The following is a 13,057-nucleotide window of genomic DNA, read 5'->3' as shown; positions in this document are numbered from 1 at the left end:
ATTCGCTGAACGGCAACGCGACCTTCACCAACATCAGGATCGGTCGGGACGCGACGGATCTGAACCCGGGGCCAGCTACCTGGGCGTCGGACCGTGCCACGCCACCAGCACCAAGCCCGGCCTGCCCGACCCCATCGGCCCTGCGGGGGTACGCGCGGTCGCCGACGCCGTCGACGTGCCGGTCGTCGCCATCGGCGGAGTGACCGCCGCCCGGGTGCCGGCACTGCGGGCCGCCGGGGCGTACGGGGTGGCGGTGGTCGGTGCGGTCTCCGCCGCCGCCGATCCGGCCCGCGCGACCGCGGAACTGCTCCGGGCGCTGACGTGAGGACCGGGGACACCGCCGCGGACGTGGCGGTGGTGGGGGCCGGACCGATCGGGCTGGCGATCGCCTGGCGGTGCGCCGCCCGAGGGCTGCGGGTGATGGTCCACGATCCGGCCTCCGGGTCGGGGGCCTCGGCGGTGGCCGCCGGCATGCTCTCCCCGGTCGCCGAGGCGTACTTCGGTGAACGGCAGCTGACCGAGCTGCTGCTGGCGTCCGCCGCCCGCTGGCCGGCGTTCGCCGCCGAGCTGACCGAGGCCACCGGCGTCGAGTTCGGCTACCGGACCGAGGGCACCCTGCTGGTCGGCCTGACCGGTGACGACCTGGCCGAGGCGCGTCGGCTCTGGGCGTACCAGCAGGGGTTGGGCCTGCCGGTGACCCCGCTGCTGCCCAGCGCGCTGCGCGACCGCGAGCCGGCGCTCGCGCCGAGGGTGCGCGGTGGCGCGCTCGCGCCCACCGACCACCAGGTCGATCCGCGGTTGCTGGTGCCGGCGCTACGCACGGCCGCGCAACGGGCCGGTGCGGTGCTCGTTCCGCATCCGGTCGGCCGACTGTCCGAGCTGGACGCGCGGGTCGTCGTGGTCGCGCCGGTTGCGGCGCCGCCGCGCTCACCGGCCTGCCCGTGCGGCCGGTGAAGGGCCAGATCCTCCGGCTGCGCGCGCCCGGCGGCGTCGCGCCGGGCTTCCGGCACGTCATCCGGGGGTACGCCGACGGCGAGCAGGCGTACGTGGTGCCCCGCGCCGACGGCGAGGTGGTGCTCGGCGCGACCGTCGAGGAACGCTCGGACACCACGGTCACCGCCGGCGCGGTGCTGCGGCTGCTCCGCGCCGGCGTCGACCTGCTGCCCGAGCTGGCCGAGTACGACCTGGTCGAGGCCGTCGCCGGGCTCCGCCCCGGCACCCCGGACAACGCGCCCATCCTCGGGCCGCTGCCCGGCCGGCCGGACGTGCTGGCCGCCACCGGGCACCACCGGCACGGCATCGTGCTCACCCCGGTCACCGCCGACCTGATCGCCGACCTGGTGCTCACCGGCGTGCCCGACCCGCTGCTCGCGCCGTTCCGGCCCGACCGGTTCGCCGGTGCCGGTGACGCACCTGATCCGACGATGGAGGGGGACCAGTGGAGTTGACGGTGAACGGAGCCGGGCGAAGCGTCCCGGGTGGCGCGTCGGTGGCCGACCTGGTCCGTGACGTCGCCCCGCAGCAGCGTGGGGTGGCGGTCGCGGTCAACGGCGAGGTGGTGCCTCGGGCGGGCTGGCCGGTCACGGAGCTGCGCGACGGTGACCGGGTCGAGGTGCTCACCGCCGCGCAGGGCGGGTGAGTCGCGTGTCGTTCGAGCTGGGTGGGGAGACGTTCGGCTCGCGGCTGATCCTCGGCACCGGCGGGGCCGCGAACCTGCACGTGCTGGAACAGGCGATCCGCGCGTCCGGGACCGAGCTGGTCACCCTGGCCCTGCGCCGGGTGGACACCGCCCCCGGCAGCGGTGGCGGGCTGCTGGAGCTGCTGGACCGCTGCGGCGTACGGCTGTTGCCGAACACCGCCGGCTGCCACACCGCGACCGAGGCGGTGAAGGTGGCCCGGCTGGCCAGGGACGCGTTCGACACCGACTGGATCAAGCTGGAGGTGATCGGCGACGAGCGGACGCTGCTGCCCGACGGGGTGGAACTGCTCCGCGCCGCCGAGGAACTTGTCGCCGACGGTTTCACAGTCCTGCCGTACACCAGTGACGATCCGGTGCTCGCCCGCCGGCTCGCCGACGTGGGTTGCGCCGCGGTGATGCCGGCCGGGGCGCCGATCGGCTCGGGGCTCGGGATCGGCAACCCGCACCACATCCGGCTCATCCGGCAGGGCGTGGACGTGCCGGTGATCCTGGACGCCGGCATCGGCACCGCATCCGACGCGGCCCTGGCGATGGAGTTGGGTTGCGACGCGGTGCTGCTGGCCAGCGCGGTCACCCGGGCCGCCGACCCGGTGGCGATGGCCACGGCGATGCGGTACGCGGTCGAGGCCGGCCACCTGGCGGCCGGCGCGGGTCGGATCGCCCGCCGCTTCCACGCCCTTCCCTCCACTCCCGACGAGGGAAGACCCGACCTGTGACCGGCGACCGCGGTTCGCAGCCGTCAGGGGTGGTCGTCCTGACGGATCGGTTGGTGGCGCGGGGCGGGCTTGAGCGGGTCGTCGCGGGGGCCGTGGCCGGGGGAGTGCGCTGGGCGGTGCTGCGGGAGAAGGACCTGCCCCGCGCCGAGCGCGCCGCTCTCGCCGTCGCCCTGCGCGCGATCCTCGCCGACGTCGGCGGGACCCTCATCGTGGCCGGCCCCGACCCGCTCGGCGGCGACGCCGTCCACCTGCCCGCCGCCGGCCCGTACCCGCCGCCGGCGCACCGGCTGGTCGGCCGCTCCTGCCACAACCGGGCCGAGCTGGATCGGCTGACCACCGAGCACTACGCCACCGTTTCCCCGGTCCACCCCACCAGATCGAAGCCCGGCTACGGCCCACCCCTGGGCGCCGACGGGCTGCGCGCGCTGGTCGGCAGCAGCCGCGTGCCCGTCCTGGCGCTCGGCGGCATCGAGACCCCAGATCAGGTAACCGCCTGCATAGAAGCGGGAGCCGCAGGAGTGGCGATCCTGGGCGCCCTCATGCGAGCAGAAGATCCCACCGAAACAGCCAGCACGCTGACCAGCGCTTTTACAAAGGCGGTCACCCCCAAGCTCCCAGAACCCGGCGCGGAGTCAGCCAGGTCCCCACGACGGGGGCTGCGGCCGACCGTGCCCGCGCAGGGATCAAGCCTGACCGCCCGGAGTGGGCACGGTCGGCCGCAGCCCCCAACCGCAACCAGGAACAGTCGGCCGCAGCCCCCAACCGCAACCAAGGAGGGGCCGTGACACCGCGCACCATCCTCACCATCGCCGGCTCGGACTCCGGCGGCGGTGCCGGCATCCAGGCCGACCTCAAGGTCTTCGCCGCGCTCGGCGCGTACGGCACGAGCGTCCTCACGGCGGTCACCGCGCAGAACACCCGGGGAGTCGACGCCGTGCTGCCGTTGCCGCCGCGCACGGTCGCCGAGCAACTGGACAGCGTCCTCAGCGACTTCACGGTCGGCGCGGTCAAGACGGGAATGCTCGGCACCCCCGCGGTCGCCGACGTGGTAGCCGAGGCCGCGCGGGACGGCCGGCTGCCCCAACTCGTCGTCGACCCGGTGCTGGTCGCCACGAGCGGCCACCGGCTCGGCGTGGTGGACGCGGTGGAGCGGCTGCTCCCGTACGCCAGGGTGGCGACGCCGAACTGCGCGGAGGCTGCGGCCATCACCGGACGCGGAGTGGACGACGTGGCCGGGATGGTCGTGGCCGCCGAGGCGCTCGCGGCCGGCGGCCCGGAGTACGTCGTGGTCACCGGCGGCGACCTGGACGGCGGCGAGGCGGTCGACGTGCTGCACGGCGGTGGCGTCACCACTCTGCTGCGCGCTCCCCGGGTGGACAGCCGGCACACCCACGGCACCGGGTGCTCGTTCTCGGCGGCGATCGCGGTGCGGCTGGCGCTGGGCGATCCGGTGCGGCCGCGGTCGGGACCGCCAAGGAGTACGTGCTCCGCGCACTGACCGGTGCGCGGAGTTGGGAGCTGGGCGCGGGACGTGGACCGCTGGATCACTTCGGTTGGTCCGCTTGATCACCAGGGAGGTTGTCGTGCAGGCACGAGGCAAGGTGTACGTCGAGGGTTCGCGGCCGGATGTGCGGGTGCCGTTCGCGGAGGTGGCGCTGACCGGCGACCATCCGCCGGTGCGGCTCTACGACACGTCGGCCCGGGATCGGATCCGGAGGTGGGGCTGCCGCCTCTGCGGGGGCCGTGGATCGCCGAGCGGGGTGACGTGGCGCCGGTGCGGGGCGCGGGTACGCCGCTCGCCGGCTCGGAGGGGCGTCGTCCGACGCAGCTCGCGTACGCGCGGGCCGCGTGGTGACGCCGGAGATGGAGTTCGTGGCGATCCGGGAGAACGTCGACCCGGAGCTGGTGCGGACCGAGATCGCCGCCGGTCGGGCGGTGTTGCCGCTCAACGTCAACCACCCGGAGTGCGAGCCGGCGATCATCGGCAAGGCGTTCCTGGTCAAGGTGAACGCCAACATCGGCACGTCGGCGGTCAGCTCGTCGGTCGCCGAGGAGGTGGAGAAGCTGACCTGGGCCACCCGCTGGGGTGCGGACACCGTGATGGACCTGTCGACCGGCAAGCGGATCCACGAGACCCGGGAGGCGATCGTGCGGAACTCGCCGGTGCCGATCGGGACGGTGCCGATCTACCAGGCCCTGGAGAAGGTCGGCGGTGACCCGGTGAAGTTGAGCTGGGAGGTGTTCCGGGACACCGTCATCGAGCAGGCCGAGCAGGGCGTCGACTACATGACGGTGCACGCCGGGGTGCTGCTGCCGTACGTGCCGCTGGCCGTGGACCGGGTCACCGGGATCGTCTCCCGGGGTGGCTCGATCATGGCGGCCTGGTGCCTGGCGCACCACGAGGAGAACTTCCTCTACACGAACTTCGCCGAGCTGTGTTCGCTGCTCGCCAGGTACGACGTGACGTTCTCCCTCGGTGACGGCCTGCGTCCCGGCTCGATCGCCGACGCCAACGACGAGGCGCAGTTCGCCGAGCTGCGCACTCTCGGTGAGCTGACGAAGGTCGCCTGGGAGCACGACGTGCAGGTGATGATCGAGGGGCCGGGGCACGTACCCATGCACAAGATCAAGGAGAATGTGGACCTCCAGCAGGAGTGGTGCCACGAGGCCCCCTTCTACACGCTCGGCCCCCTGACCACCGACATCGCGCCCGCGTACGACCACATCACCTCGGCGATCGGCGCGGCGATGATCGGCATGTTCGGCACCGCGATGCTCTGCTACGTCACGCCGAAGGAGCACCTCGGTCTGCCGGACCGCGACGACGTGAAGGCGGGCGTGATCGCGTACAAGATCGCCGCGCACGCGGCGGACCTGGCCAAGGGGCACCCCGGCGCGCAGGCGTGGGACGACGCGCTGTCGAAGGCGCGATTCGAGTTCCGCTGGGAGGACCAGTTCAACCTCTCGCTGGACCCGGAGACGGCGCGTTCGTACCACGACGCGACGCTGCCGGCCGAGCCGGCGAAGACGGCCCACTTCTGCTCGATGTGCGGGCCGAAGTTCTGCTCCATGAAGATCACCCAGGAGCTCAAGGAGTACGCGGCCCGCGGCATGAAGGACAAGTCGGAGGAGTTCGTGTCCGGCGGGAGCCGGGTCTACCTGCCGCTGGCCTGATCCGCCGGCCCGTTGCCGGCCCGCCTCCGTACGGGCGGGGCCGGCAACGGTTCGGCGGGCCGGTCAGTCGCGGTGGTGCCGGCCGGAGGAGCGCAGCGAGCGGCGACCGCTCTCCTGCTCCGGCTCGTTGTCCGCCACGGGCTTGCCCAGGCCGGCGACCCAGTCGACGAACTCCTCGTCCTGCGCCGGCAGCGGCTCCTCAGCGTCCGAGACGGTACGGGTCTCCTCGTCTGCCCGGGGCCGGTTGCGGCGGAACAGTCCGCCCAGCCGTCCTCGCCGAGACGGCTGTTCCGCCTCGTCCCCGGGCGTCGGCGCGGCCGGCGTGGGGTCGGCGCTCGTCGGGTCCTCCGGCGCGGGAGCAGCCTGCCCCGGTACGACCGGGGACGCCGAGATCGGGTCCGGTTCCGCCGCCGCGTTCGGCTCGGACGCCGGCACCCCTCGGTCGCGGTTGGACGCGCCGGTGGCCCGGCGCCAGCGCGCGGCCGCGCGGTCCAACGCGCCGCGGGTGTCGCCGCGCTCGGTCGCCGCTGTCGAACTCGTCGCCTTGGCGGGAGCCACCGGGTCACTCGGCGCGGTTGTGCCGGTCGGTGCCGTCCGGGAGTCGTCCGTCGAACCGGTCCGCGTGTCGGCCGGCCCACCGCGCCGGGTGGTGTTGAAGGCGTCCCAGGTGCTGGCCCGGCTCAGGTCCGGCAGGGGTGCCCGGTGTCGGGGCCGGGGCGTCCACTCGGCCGGATCGGGCGCGGTCTGGGCGTTCGGCACCGCGGACGCGTCCTCGACCTGCGTGGGCGTCGTGGTGCTTGGCCAGGCCGGCGGCGTCGGCGTCCACCGGTCCGGCTGCGCGTCGCCAACGGGCTCCGAGCCGAAGAGGCGAGCACCGGAGCCGGGCTCGTCGGTGGACCGGTCGGTGCGGGTCTGCTCGGCCCTGGTGCTGTCGCTCCGTCGCGTGGTGCCGGTGTTCCGTTCGGCCGTGGCGGCCTCGGTGGCCGGAGCGGTCGGGGACGCCGCCGTGGCTCCCTGACCAGCCTCGTCGCGCCGGCTTTCCGGAGCCGCCGGGGTGTCCGGGCCGGTTGGAGTGTCCGGGCCGGTTGGAGTGTCCAGGCCGGTCGGGGCGTTCGGGCCGGTCGGGGTGTTCGGGCCGGCGGGGATGTCCGCGGTGGGCCGGGAACCGTCGGTGGCGCTGCCGGAACGGGCGGCCTTCCTGGCTCGTCCGGTGCTCGCGCCCGCGCCGGCTGCGTCCTCCGCGGTGGCACCGGTTCCGGTGGGGGCGGGCTTCGCGGTGGCACCCGTACCGGTGAGGGCGGGCTTCGCGGCTGCACCGGCTCCGGTGGGTACCGGCTTCGCGGGGGTCGGACCGGTTGGTGCGGCCCCGGTGGTCGACGACGTGCCGCCGGCGTCCAGGTCCGAGGTGGCGGGGACGGACTTCCCCTTGCGGTTTCGACGCGGCTTGGGTGCCGGCGTTCCAGCGGTGGCGTCATCGCCGGTCATGCTCGTGCGGACCGTGCCGGTGCCGTTCGCGCTTGCCGTGTCCCGGTCGGTCGTGGCCGGGTTGCCGGTGTCGGTGCGGCCGGTGGTGCCCTCGCTCGTCGGGAGGCCATCGGTGGGCGGAATCGTGCTGGCCCCGGTGGTCCCCGAGGTGCTCTCCAGCGGTCGGTCCGTCGGGTTGGCGGCGAGCGACGAGTCGAGCCCGGCGAGGGGAGAGGCGGTGGCGGTGGCCTCGTCCGGGCCGGCGGCGGGATCGTGTCGCGCGGCGTCGAACTCGCTGGTCGGCGCGGTCACCCAGCCGGCGCCGGCCTTCTCCGGGCCGGTCAGGTCGGCGGTGGCCGGACCGTGTTGACCGCTCGCCGTGGTCGCCGGCCAGTCCCAGTGCGCGGGGACGGTGCGTACCGCGCCGTCGGCGGGGTGCGGGCCGTGCCCGGTGCCGATCCGCTCCGTGGTGGCAGGCTCGCCTGCGACGGTCCCAAGCGCGGTGGGATCGTCCGCGGTGCGGTCGGCGGTGTCGAGGTCGTCCGCCGAACTCGTCGACGCGGACCTGGGCAGGGCGGGGGCGGTGGGCAGCGGACGCAGGATGGCGGTCGGCTCGATCGCCCGCGGATCGGTGCTGCGGGCGCGTACCGGCCAGCGCAGCAGGGCGGCCGCTGCCGCGCCGAGCGCACCGGCGAGAACCGCGATCAACGCGCCGTAGTAGGGGGTGGTCTGGTAGCGGTCCACCGCGTCACCGGGACCGGCGGTCAGGTAGGCGAACGCCACCAGGACCGGACCGGCCACGCCGGTGGCTCCGCTGATCAGCGGGACCTGGCCCCGCCAGCGGGAGAGCCCGGCGGTCGCCGCGCCGGCGAGCAGCGCCGTGATGGGTAGCAGCAGCAGCGCGAGCCGCTGTGCGGCGTCGTCGTCGAGCCAGCTCGGCTCCAGCACGCCGAGCCGCACCGTCGGCAGTGGGCCGGACGTGCCGAGCGACGGCAGGACGGAGATCAACGCCAGCAGCCAGACCGCGCCGGCCACGGCCGCCATGTTCCAGCCCAGCTCGGGTCGGAGCAGGACGGCGATGGCCGCGCCCGCTCCGATGACCGCGCCGAGGATGGCGCAGATGCCGACCGCCCAGACCGGGTCGACCGAGATCAACTCGGCGGCTCGGGCGGGTTGCATGCAGAGCGGCGCGACGGCGGTGGCGCCGAGCGCGGCCGCACCACCGATGACCAGCTGCTGGCCGGTGCTGGCCGCCAGGGTGTCCCGGCGGGCCAGGCGTCCGGTCAGGACGGCGCCGGCGACGGCGGCGTTCGCGGCGAACCAGCCCACCCAGACGAGTTGGGCCGGCCACTGGTTGACGGTCGTGCCGGTGAAAGCGCCGGTGAGCCGGACGATGCCGAAGCCGTACGCGACACCGAGCTGACCGGCCCCGGCCAGCACGCTCACCCCGAGCGCCGTGAGCAGCAGTCTGCCCCAGGTCCGAAAGGCCATGTCCGGCACGTTACGCACCTGGTACACCCGATCGCCACCGGCGCGCCGCGCGGCGCGCGGCCCGCGCTCGGCGCGTCTACTTGAGTTCGACCAGCCGGGCCAGGTAAGTCGTGTCCCCGACATTGGTCAGCATGTGCACCGCCCCCGGGTCCCGGTAGACAACTCCACCGGTGGGCTCGTCGGCGTCGATCCGGGTGCCGTCGACGGTCTGTACGACGTTCTTCGCGCCCTCGATCGCCACCACCAGGTAGGGGTGGTCGTGCCGGTGCAGCGGCTGGCGCTCACCCGGCTCGAGCCGGATGTGCCAGACCCGGACCCGGTCGTTCTCGTACACGATCTCCTGGCCCACCGGCCCGAGTTCGGTTCCGTCGATCACGTTGGTCATCGGTCTCCGTCCAGTTGCGGGAGCACCTCGGCGGCGATCAGCTCAAGGTGGTCGAGGTCGGCGAGGTCGGTCATGCGCAGGTGCACCCGGGTGGCGCCGATCTCGGCGAACTCACCGAGCCGCTGCACGAGCTGCCCGGGCGAACCGACCACCGGGTCCTCCGGCGGCAGCGCGCTCTTCTCGTGCAGGGGCGCGGCACGCAACTGCGCCTCCGCGTCGGTCCGGCCGATGGCCACCACGATCCCGGCGGAGAGCACCAGCGGCGCGCGGCCGGACTCGACCCGGCCCGCGCGGTCGCACGCCTGCCGCACCCGGTCGTACGCCGTGGCGGTCTCCGCCACGGACTTGAACGGCATGTTGAATTCCGTGGCGTACCGGGCGGCCAGGTCGGGGGTGCGCTTGGGGCCGCGTCCGCCCACGATGATCGGTGGTCCGGGCACCTGCACCGGCTTGGGCAGGGCGGGCGCGTCCACCAGCCGGTAGTGGTCGCCGGCGAAGCTGTACGTCTCGCCCGACGGCGTCCCCCACAGACCGGTGATCACCTCAAGCTGCTCGGCCAGCCGGTCGAAGCGCTCACCGACAGCCGGGAACGGGATGCCGTACGAGGTGTGCTCGCGCTCGTACCAGCCGGCGCCGATGCCCAGCTCGACGCGGCCGCCGCTCATCTGGTCGACCTGCGCGACCATCACGGCCAGGGGGCCGGGCAGCCGGAAGGTGGCCGACGTCACCAGGGTGCCGAGCCGGATGCGTTCGGTCTCCCGGGCGAGTGCGGCGAGGGTCAGCCAGGCGTCCGTCGGGCCGGGCAGGCCGGGGTCGGCGCCCATCGACTGGTAGTGGTCGGCGCGGAGGAAGCCCTCGTAGCCTCCGGCCTCGACCAGCCGGGCGAAGCGGAGCTGGTCGTCGTAGCTGGCGCCCCGGTGCGGCTCGGTGAAGACCGAAACCCGCATGTTCATCGTCCTTCCGCGCCAGCCACGACCGGCTGGTCGCGTTCCATCAACAGCTCGTGCAGGTCGGCGCTGACCTGGGCCACGTCGGCCAGGTGGGCGTGGCGGCCCAGGGTGCGGGGCCGGGGGATGGTCACGTCGACGACCTTGCGGATCCGGCCGGGGCGAGGGCTCAGCACGACCACCCGGTCGGCCAGCAGCACCGCCTCGTCGATGGAGTGGGTGACGAAGACGATGGTGGGCTTGTTCTCCATGTGCACCCGCTGGAGTTCGCCGGAGAGTTCCTCGCGGGTGAGCGCGTCCAGCGCGGAGAACGGCTCGTCCATCAGCATCACCCGGGGCTCGCCGATCAGCGAGCGGCACAGCGACACCCGCTGCTGCATGCCGCCGGAAAGTTCGTGCGGGAGCCGCTTCTCGAAACCGGCCAGCCCGGCCACGTCGAGCAGTTCCCGGGCGCGCTCGCGGTGCTTGGCGCGGCTCCAGCCGAAGACCTCGACCGGCAGCAGGACGTTGTCGAGCACGGTGCGCCAGGGCAGCAGAGCCGGCTTCTGGAACAGCATGGCGATGTCCCGGCGGGGCCGGGTGATCGGCGTACCGGCCACGGTGATCTCACCGGCGGTCAGCGGGAGCAGCCCGGCGATCAGCCGGAGCAGGGTGGACTTGCCGCAGCCGGAGCGGCCGAGCACGGCGACGAACTCACCCTCGGCGACGTCGAGGTCGATGCCACGCAGAGCCTCGACCCGGCCGGACCGGCCCTCGAAGGTGCGCGACACCCCGGACAGTCGGATCATCTCCGGCGGACCTCCGCTGAGTAAACGGTCAGGAATCCGACAAAGGCTAGCCGGGCCGTCGACGTATCGCACCGTCCGGGGTCGTCGTCATGTTGTATCCGTTCCGCAACCGGATACGCCTGGCGTCGCAACTGTGGGTTTCTCGTACGCTGTGCCCGCGAAGAGTCCCCTCACGATGGCGGTGCCGGCTTCCACCCCTCCCGCCGGTCCCGCCGCGACAACCCCCTCCGGTGGCCTGCCGGCCCCGGTCGGAAAGGACATGGTGCTACTGATGAGAAGGCTGACCCGTACGGTCGCTACGGCCGCGCTGGCCACTGCCCTCGCCCTTGTCTCCGCTTGCAGCAGCGGGTCGGACTCGGACGACGACGCCAAGGGCGGCAAGGGCGGGACGCTGGAGAAGGTGACCTACCTCACCTCCTTCGGCAACTTCGGCCGGGACTCCTACGCCTGGGTGGCGAAGGAAAAGGGCTTCTTCAAGGACGCCGGCTTCGACGTCGAGATCAAGCCTGGCCAGGGCACCGGCGGCGTGATCCAGACCATCGTCGGTGGCCAGGCGGACTTCGGCCCGGTCGACCTCACCGGCAGTCTGCTCCAGGTCGGTAACGGCCAGGCGAAGGACTTCACCGTGGTGGCCGCGATCCAGCAGCGCACGATGGCCGGCATCGCCACCGTCGAGGGCAAGAACATCGCCTCCCCGAAGGACCTCGAGGGCAAGAAGCTCGCCGACACCCCCGGCTCCGTCGTCCGCAACCTGTTCCCGACGTACGCCCGGCTCGCCGGCGTCGACGCCAGCAAGGTGACCTGGGTCAACGGTGAGGCGCAGGCCCTGATCGGCACGCTGGCCTCCGGCTCGGTGGACGGCATCGGCCAGTTCGTCGTCGGTCAGCCGACGATCGAGGCGGTCGCCAAGAAGAAGGCCGTCATGCTGCCGTACAGCAACGTGATGCAGGACCTCTACGGCAACGTGCTGATCACCTCCGCCAAGATCGCCAAGGAGAAGCCCGAGATGGTGAAGCGGTTCACCGCGGCGCTGCTCAAGGGCCTGGAGTACAGCCTGGCGAACCCCAAGGAGGCCGCCGACCTCCTGAAGAAGAACGTCGACGCCACCAACACGGCGTCCGCCGCCGCCGAGCTGGAGCTGATGGCCGCGTACGTCCGCTCCGGCAACTCCGGCACCGCCATCGGCACGCTGGACAGCGGCCGGGTCGCCAAGAGCATCGCGATCCTGCAGGGCGCCGGCGCGCTGAAGCAGAACATCACCCCCGAGCAGATCATCGACTTCAGCCTCGCGCCGAAGGCCTGATCGTCCGGTCGTCACCAGGGGGTACGTTCCGCCGGATCCGGTGGGGCGTACCCCCGTCGCTCGTCGGCCCCCGCGGGCCGTGGGATATCGAGGAGAACAAGATGACCGACGTCCGCTCGGCAGAGCCGGCCGCGGCGGTGACCCCGCCTTCGGGCACCGGCCGCGAGGCGGGTCGGGGCGCCGGCCTGCGCGCCGGTACCGGGGCGGCGCTGCTGCCCGCGGCCGGCATCCTCGTCGCCCTGGCGGCGTGGTGGCTCATCGCCCGGCTGGAGCTGGTCCACCCGGCCGCCCTGCCGCCACCGGGCGACGTGCTCGCCGCGTTCGTCGACAAGCCCGCCCGGATGCTGGAACACACCTGGGACACGCTGCTGGAGATCCTGTTCGGCTTTGCCCTGTCGGCGGCGGCCGGTGTCCTGATCGGACTCTCCCTGGCCAGCTCCCGCACGGTGGAGCGGATGTTCACGCCGCTGCTGGTCGCGGTGAACGCGGTACCGAAGATCACCCTGGGCCCACTGCTGGTGGTGGCGTTGGGCTGGGGTCAGAAGCCGATCCTGACCATGGTGTTCCTGCTCTGCTTCTTCCCGATCGTGCTGTCCACCGCGACCGGGCTGACCACCACTCCGGCCGATCTGGCGGAGCTGGTCCGGTCCTGGAACGCCTCCCGCTGGCAGGCGTTCCGTAAGGTGCGCTTCCCGGCCGCGCTGCCGCAGATCTTCGTCGGTCTCAAGGTGGCCATGCCGTTGGCCGCGATCGGCGCGGTGATCGGTGAGTTCCAGGCCGGGGAGAGCGGCCTCGGCTACGTCATCCTCCAGTACGCCGGCGTCGGCGACACCGCCACCGCCTGGGCGGCGATCATGCTCGTGGCACTGGTGAGCATCCTGCTCTACTCGGCGCTTCTGCTCATCGAGCGGATCGCCCTGCCCTGGGTGCGCGAAACCACCAGCAGCCGCTGATCACAAACAAAGCAAGATCAATCTGAAGCACGACGGGACGCTCCCGATAGGAGGCCGGCCCGTTCCCGTCGATGCCGGCAGGCCGAGCCGGGTGTGGCCGACCGTGCCCGGCGGAGGATCAAGCCTGACCGCCCGGA

The 13,057-nt window shown here is 73.2% G+C and carries 10 protein-coding genes and 3 pseudogenes; 9 read left to right on the top strand and 4 right to left on the bottom strand.

Annotated elements, in window-relative coordinates; translation table 11 throughout:
- From JNW91_RS24235 to thiC, 7 genes and pseudogenes are all read left to right on the top strand, one after another.
- Window positions 1-325, top strand: a 325-nt coding sequence (locus JNW91_RS24235) for a thiamine phosphate synthase (protein ID WP_238425606.1), incomplete at its 5' end; no start/stop codon positions are given.
- A pseudogene (gene thiO, locus JNW91_RS24230) lies at window positions 322-1,448 on the top strand (glycine oxidase ThiO). The gene JNW91_RS24235 and the pseudogene thiO, both read left to right, overlap by 4 nt.
- On the top strand, window positions 1,439-1,639 hold the full coding sequence (gene thiS, locus JNW91_RS24225; RefSeq protein ID WP_203177725.1) for a sulfur carrier protein ThiS: 201 nt from the start codon (window positions 1,439-1,441) through the stop codon (window positions 1,637-1,639). The pseudogene thiO and the gene thiS overlap by 10 nt, the downstream one beginning before the upstream one ends.
- The gene (locus JNW91_RS24220) at window positions 1,636-2,415 is read left to right on the top strand and encodes a thiazole synthase (RefSeq protein WP_203177724.1); all 780 of its coding nucleotides are present in this window, start codon (window positions 1,636-1,638) and stop codon (window positions 2,413-2,415) included. Before thiS ends, JNW91_RS24220 begins: the two co-directional genes overlap by 4 nt.
- A 53-nt stretch (window positions 2,416-2,468) precedes the next feature.
- Window positions 2,469-3,200, top strand: a complete 732-nt coding sequence (locus JNW91_RS24215) for a thiamine phosphate synthase (protein WP_407664380.1) — start codon at window positions 2,469-2,471, stop codon at window positions 3,198-3,200.
- Window positions 3,197-3,981: pseudogene (gene thiD, locus JNW91_RS24210) on the top strand (bifunctional hydroxymethylpyrimidine kinase/phosphomethylpyrimidine kinase). The gene JNW91_RS24215 and the pseudogene thiD overlap by 4 nt, the downstream one beginning before the upstream one ends.
- A 17-nt stretch (window positions 3,982-3,998) precedes the next feature.
- A pseudogene (gene thiC / locus JNW91_RS24205) lies at window positions 3,999-5,589 on the top strand (phosphomethylpyrimidine synthase ThiC).
- A gap of 63 nt (window positions 5,590-5,652) precedes the next feature.
- Here thiC and JNW91_RS24200 read toward each other — a convergent pair.
- The 4 genes from JNW91_RS24200 to JNW91_RS24185 form a co-directional block, all read right to left on the bottom strand.
- Window positions 5,653-8,544: a hypothetical protein gene (locus JNW91_RS24200; RefSeq protein ID WP_203177722.1), complete on the bottom strand. Its 2,892-nt coding sequence runs from the start codon at window positions 8,542-8,544 to the stop codon at window positions 5,653-5,655.
- A gap of 76 nt (window positions 8,545-8,620) precedes the next feature.
- Window positions 8,621-8,929: a cupin domain-containing protein gene (locus JNW91_RS24195; protein ID WP_203177721.1), complete on the bottom strand. Its 309-nt coding sequence runs from the start codon at window positions 8,927-8,929 to the stop codon at window positions 8,621-8,623.
- The gene (locus tag JNW91_RS24190; protein WP_203177720.1) at window positions 8,926-9,876 is read right to left on the bottom strand and encodes an LLM class F420-dependent oxidoreductase; all 951 of its coding nucleotides are present in this window, start codon (window positions 9,874-9,876) and stop codon (window positions 8,926-8,928) included. Before JNW91_RS24190 ends, JNW91_RS24195 begins: the two co-directional genes overlap by 4 nt.
- A 2-nt stretch (window positions 9,877-9,878) precedes the next feature.
- The gene (locus JNW91_RS24185; protein ID WP_203177719.1) at window positions 9,879-10,664 is read right to left on the bottom strand and encodes an ABC transporter ATP-binding protein; all 786 of its coding nucleotides are present in this window, start codon (window positions 10,662-10,664) and stop codon (window positions 9,879-9,881) included.
- A 271-nt stretch (window positions 10,665-10,935) separates the two neighbouring features.
- On the opposite strand from JNW91_RS24185, the gene JNW91_RS24180 reads away from it, so the two are divergent.
- Both JNW91_RS24180 and JNW91_RS24175 read left to right on the top strand, forming a co-directional pair.
- The gene (locus JNW91_RS24180; RefSeq protein ID WP_203177718.1) at window positions 10,936-11,967 is read left to right on the top strand and encodes an ABC transporter substrate-binding protein; all 1,032 of its coding nucleotides are present in this window, start codon (window positions 10,936-10,938) and stop codon (window positions 11,965-11,967) included.
- 101 nt (window positions 11,968-12,068) lie between these two features.
- Entirely contained in the window at window positions 12,069-12,920 is an 852-nt protein-coding gene (locus JNW91_RS24175; RefSeq protein WP_203177717.1) for an ABC transporter permease, read from the top strand.
- The last annotated feature ends 137 nt before the right edge of the window (window positions 12,921-13,057 follow it).

It is taken from the genome of Micromonospora parastrephiae (assembly GCF_016802865.1).
Classification (GTDB): domain Bacteria; phylum Actinomycetota; class Actinomycetes; order Mycobacteriales; family Micromonosporaceae; genus Micromonospora; species Micromonospora parastrephiae.
The sequence above is the reverse complement of the archived record's forward strand: the minus strand, read 5'-3'. Positions and strand labels throughout refer to the sequence as shown.

What these genes read in the sequence shown, in the direction of transcription:
- JNW91_RS24195 (WP_203177721.1), bottom strand. Translation starts at nt 8,929, where the DNA reads ATGACCAACGTGATCGACGGAACCGAACTCGGGCCGGTGGGCCAGGAG.
- JNW91_RS24180 (WP_203177718.1), top strand. Translation starts at nt 10,936, where the DNA reads ATGAGAAGGCTGACCCGTACGGTCGCTACGGCCGCGCTGGCCACTGCC.
- JNW91_RS24190 (WP_203177720.1), bottom strand. Translation starts at nt 9,876, where the DNA reads ATGCGGGTTTCGGTCTTCACCGAGCCGCACCGGGGCGCCAGCTACGAC.
- JNW91_RS24175 (WP_203177717.1), top strand. Translation starts at nt 12,069, where the DNA reads ATGACCGACGTCCGCTCGGCAGAGCCGGCCGCGGCGGTGACCCCGCCT.
- JNW91_RS24185 (WP_203177719.1), bottom strand. Translation starts at nt 10,664, where the DNA reads ATGATCCGACTGTCCGGGGTGTCGCGCACCTTCGAGGGCCGGTCCGGC.
- JNW91_RS24200 (WP_203177722.1), bottom strand. Translation starts at nt 8,544, where the DNA reads ATGGCCTTTCGGACCTGGGGCAGACTGCTGCTCACGGCGCTCGGGGTG.